Here is a 3535-nt window from a genome sequence, read left to right as displayed (position 1 = left end):
CTTCCCGCCCTCCATTTGAGAGAGCGCGTTAATGTAAGCGCTGATGCCGTTTCCCCTTGCGTCTGCGAGGTCGGAGAGCAGCTGACGGAAATCGCTGTCGAGTTTGATCTCGAGCGTGTCGTCATCAGTCTTGGAACTGTCCACGAGCTTGCGTGAGCCTTCCGTTTCGTTGATGAAGCTGAGATCGATCGTCTGCCCGACTGTCTGGGCGGCGAAGGCCATTGCCGCGGCTGATATGGCGATGGCGAGGATGGATTTGCGCATAAGTTCAAACCTCCCAAGTTTGTCGGCAGCCCTTCAGGGAACCCACCTGTAATGCGTCATGCTTCCGGCTTTCTCCAGTAAACACAGCGCGTTGCGGGCCTGTTCGGGGACAGGGACTGCCGAGGATGCGGAATCAGAATCAAGTGACACTTCAAAAATCGTCTCAGAAAGACGATGCAAGTGTCATCGCAGTGAACGATAGCACAGTCAAAACCTGAAAGTGCGACTGTTACAGTCAAGGGACGACAGGGTTTATCCTGATGACATTTCCATATTGATATCAAAGAAAAACTTACGGGGCCAGGGTGCCATTGCGGCATGGCGGATCTGTGCAGACTCCGACGGATCGTGTCACAGGATTTCTGACCTTCCCGTCGGTCCGCCGTGAACGCACAGAATCGATCAAATCCCGACACCAGGGACATCTCCTGACGGGGAGCCGCCCAGGCCGCCCGGAGGCCCCTTTCCCTCTCGCGTCCGGGGCCGAAAAGCGCGACAATTACGCTCCTTCGCAACCCTTTCAGCCACTCTCTCCCGGCTCCTCACAGAGGCGCCTTTCCTTCATGACGCTCTCGCTCGCGGCACTCACCTTCCTTCTGGGCGGCCTCGGCGCTGTCACGCGCTACGGCGTGCTCGCGCTCTGCGCCCATGCCGTCGGCCCCTTCCCGGCCGGCATCGTCGCCGTCAACACGCTCGCGGCGTTCGTGGGCTCGGCGCTCGGGGCCGCGGCGTCGCCCGAGAACATCCTGATCGGCGTGGGCGCGGGCTTCGTCGGCGGTCTCGGCACCCTCTCCTCCCTCTGCTCGGAGGTGATCTCGCTCGCCGAGCGCCGGAAGGGCTGGCAGATCTTCTTCTTCATCGTGCTCACGCTCGTCACCGGCATCGCCGCGACGCTGCTCGGCCTTGCCGTCGGGAAGGCCTTCCATGCCTGAGCGCCTGCGCGACCTGCTCCTCATCTTCGTGGGCGGCGGCCTCGGGTCGGTGATCCGCGTCATGATGGACGTGCCCGAGCTCGGCCCCTGGATGCCCGCGAACTTTCTCGCCTGCTTCCTGATGGGCTTCTCCTCGGCGATCGTGCAGCAGGGCGTGCTGCCGCCCTCGGTGCTCGGCTGGTGGAAGGCGCTGATGCACACGGGGTTCCTCGGCGGCCTCTCCACCTTCTCGGTTCTCTCGATCGCCGGGTGCATGAAGTACCCGGAGAACGTGTTCCTCGCCGCCTGGTGGCTCCTTGTGCTGCTCGCCGGGTTCTTCGTTTTCGCCGTGGTCGGGTTCCTGCTCGGACTCGGCATGAAGAACCTCACCGGGAGGGTGAGGAACCTTCTGAGGTTCCTTTTCGCTGAGTGACCGCTTTCTCCAGGACTCAATCCCCGTATGTCCGAGACTTTCTACCGCGTCGCCGGCGGCTACTGCCTCGAGCCCGGCGCTCCGCTCCCTGATCACACACTGCTTCTCGCCCGGGGCGGCAACCGCATCCGCACCCGCCGCGCAGGCTGGTGGAGGCCCGGAGCCGCCACGAACCGTCAGGAGGCCGAGCGGGCGCTCCTCGAGCGCATCGCCATGGCGGGCGGCAACGCGCTTGTCGAGGCCGAGTGGGACGGCCCGCGGCACTCGCTCTCGGGCGTCCCGGCGCTCCTCGCCGTCCCGAGCGGCCTCGGCATGGAACTCGCAGAGACCATCGTCGCGGACTTCGAGCCGCAGACGCTGCCCGCCGAGATCCGGGTGCTCCCGCCCGCGGACGACTACGAGGAGACCCACCGGGCGGAGGCAATGATCGCGCGGAGCGTGATCTTCTTCTTCATGGGGCTGCTCGCCCTCTTCGTGATCGGCACGGTCCTCACCTCGGTCTTCGGCAGGGGCTGACGTCTCTGCTCGGGGACTTCTGATTTCCCCGGCATTCCTCTAGAATGATGAGTGATTCAATAAAAGTCATTCAGTAATTCTGAGGAAAGCCATGGATCTGCAGGACCTCCGCACCCTGGCCGCCGTCATTGACGCCGGCACCGTCGCCGCAGCCGCCGAGCGGCTCCACCGCGTGCCCTCGGCCGTCACGATGCGCATCAAGGATCTTGAGACCGAGCTCGGCGCTCCGCTTTTCGAGCGCCGCGGCCGTCAGCTCTATCCCACGCCCGAGGCGATGGCGCTCGCCTCCGACGGGCGCCGGATTCTCACGCTCGCCGAGGCCGCGAAGGCGCGCTTCATGAGCGACGAGCCCGTGGGACCGCTGAAGCTCGGGGCCCTTGACAGCGTCGCCGGCACCAGGCTCCCGCCCCCGCTCTGCAGGCTGCTCAAGGCCCATCCAGGCATCGAGCTCACGCTCCGCACCGGCGTTTCGGCGGACCTCCTCACGGAGCTCAGGTCCGGGGCGCTCGACGCCGCGATCCTCGTCGATGCCCCGCGGGATGACAAGTTCGCCCGCATCAAGATCTGGGACGAGACGCTCGCCCTCATTTCGCAGGCCGGCCGCGCCCCGATCCACTCGCCCGAGGAGGTCGAGGGCGAGACCGTGCTCGCCTTCCAGACGGGCTGCAGCTACCGCGACCGCATCCTCGGCTGGTTCGCGCGCTTCGGCTGCCGCCCGGGCCGCATCATCGAGGTGAGCTCGTACTCGGCGATCATCGGGAGCGTCGCCGCGGGCATGGGGCTGGCCGTCGCGCCGCGGCATCTCCTCGAGACCTTCCACGCCTCGGCCGCCGTGACGCTGCATCCGCTCCCGGGCGAGTTCGCCTTCGCCGAGGTCGAGCTCGTGCGGCGCGCGGGGCCGGAGACGCCGGTCCTGAAGGCGCTGCGCGAGGCGCTCCTCGGTCTCGACGGATCTGCGGAAACCATCAAAAAAACTGAATGATCGACTCAAAACATATCAGTACACGAAATTTCAGGCTTCCATAGAATTCTTCGTGTCGGCAAGGGAGGTCTGGGAACCGGACGCTGCTCTGACCTCTCCTGCCGATACCTATTCCCCTGGATCAACACGAAGGATTCGCCATGACCACCCCTGCCGCCACGACCTGCCCGACTGACCGGACCGATGCCTCCGGGCGCTCCAGGTCGCTGCGCCGCCTCGGCCTCGTGGGTGGCATCGGCCCCGAGTCCACGATCAGCTACTACCGCGCGATCACCTCCGGCGTGCTCGAGCGCTCCCCCGGCCGCGTGCTTCCGCCGCTTGTGATCGACAGCATCAACGTCTACGAGGTGCTGCGGCTCACCGCCGAGCGGGATCTCGAGAGCGCGGGCCGGATACTGCTCGCCTCGATCGAGCGGCTCGCCGCCGCGG

5 protein-coding genes and 1 pseudogene are annotated in these 3535 nt (G+C 65.6%); 5 read left to right on the top strand and 1 reads right to left on the bottom strand.

The features are described 5' to 3' along the window. On the bottom strand, positions 1–264 hold a 264-nt coding region (locus tag Q4F91_RS13190; protein ID WP_303338193.1), incomplete at its 3' end, for a hypothetical protein. A gap of 563 nt (positions 265–827) precedes the next feature. Between Q4F91_RS13190 and Q4F91_RS13185 the strand changes: the two genes are divergently transcribed. From Q4F91_RS13185 to Q4F91_RS13165, 5 genes and pseudogenes are all read left to right on the top strand, one after another. Further along, complete coding sequence (locus Q4F91_RS13185; protein ID WP_303338192.1) at positions 828–1196, top strand: CrcB family protein; 369 nt, start codon at positions 828–830, stop codon at positions 1194–1196. Further along, entirely contained in the window at positions 1189–1608 is a 420-nt protein-coding gene (locus tag Q4F91_RS13180) for a CrcB family protein (RefSeq protein ID WP_303338191.1), read from the top strand. The genes Q4F91_RS13185 and Q4F91_RS13180 overlap by 8 nt, the downstream gene beginning before the upstream one ends. Positions 1609–1635: 27 nt before the next feature. Then, on the top strand, positions 1636–2124 hold the full coding sequence (locus Q4F91_RS13175; protein WP_303338190.1) for a hypothetical protein: 489 nt from the start codon (positions 1636–1638) through the stop codon (positions 2122–2124). Between the two features lie 91 nt (positions 2125–2215). Then, positions 2216–3106: a LysR family transcriptional regulator gene (locus tag Q4F91_RS13170; RefSeq protein ID WP_303338189.1), complete on the top strand. Its 891-nt coding sequence runs from the start codon at positions 2216–2218 to the stop codon at positions 3104–3106. A gap of 140 nt (positions 3107–3246) precedes the next feature. After that, positions 3247–3535: pseudogene (locus Q4F91_RS13165) on the top strand (hypothetical protein); the annotation flags it as partial.

The organism is Sutterella sp. (assembly GCF_030539355.1).
Taxonomy (GTDB): domain Bacteria; phylum Pseudomonadota; class Gammaproteobacteria; order Burkholderiales; family Burkholderiaceae_F; genus Sutterella.
This window is presented reverse-complemented; position numbering and strand designations above follow the sequence as displayed.

What these genes read in the sequence shown, in the direction of transcription:
- Q4F91_RS13185 (WP_303338192.1), top strand. Translation starts at nt 828, where the DNA reads ATGACGCTCTCGCTCGCGGCACTCACCTTCCTTCTGGGCGGCCTCGGC.
- Q4F91_RS13180 (WP_303338191.1), top strand. Translation starts at nt 1,189, where the DNA reads ATGCCTGAGCGCCTGCGCGACCTGCTCCTCATCTTCGTGGGCGGCGGC.
- Q4F91_RS13175 (WP_303338190.1), top strand. Translation starts at nt 1,636, where the DNA reads ATGTCCGAGACTTTCTACCGCGTCGCCGGCGGCTACTGCCTCGAGCCC.
- Q4F91_RS13170 (WP_303338189.1), top strand. Translation starts at nt 2,216, where the DNA reads ATGGATCTGCAGGACCTCCGCACCCTGGCCGCCGTCATTGACGCCGGC.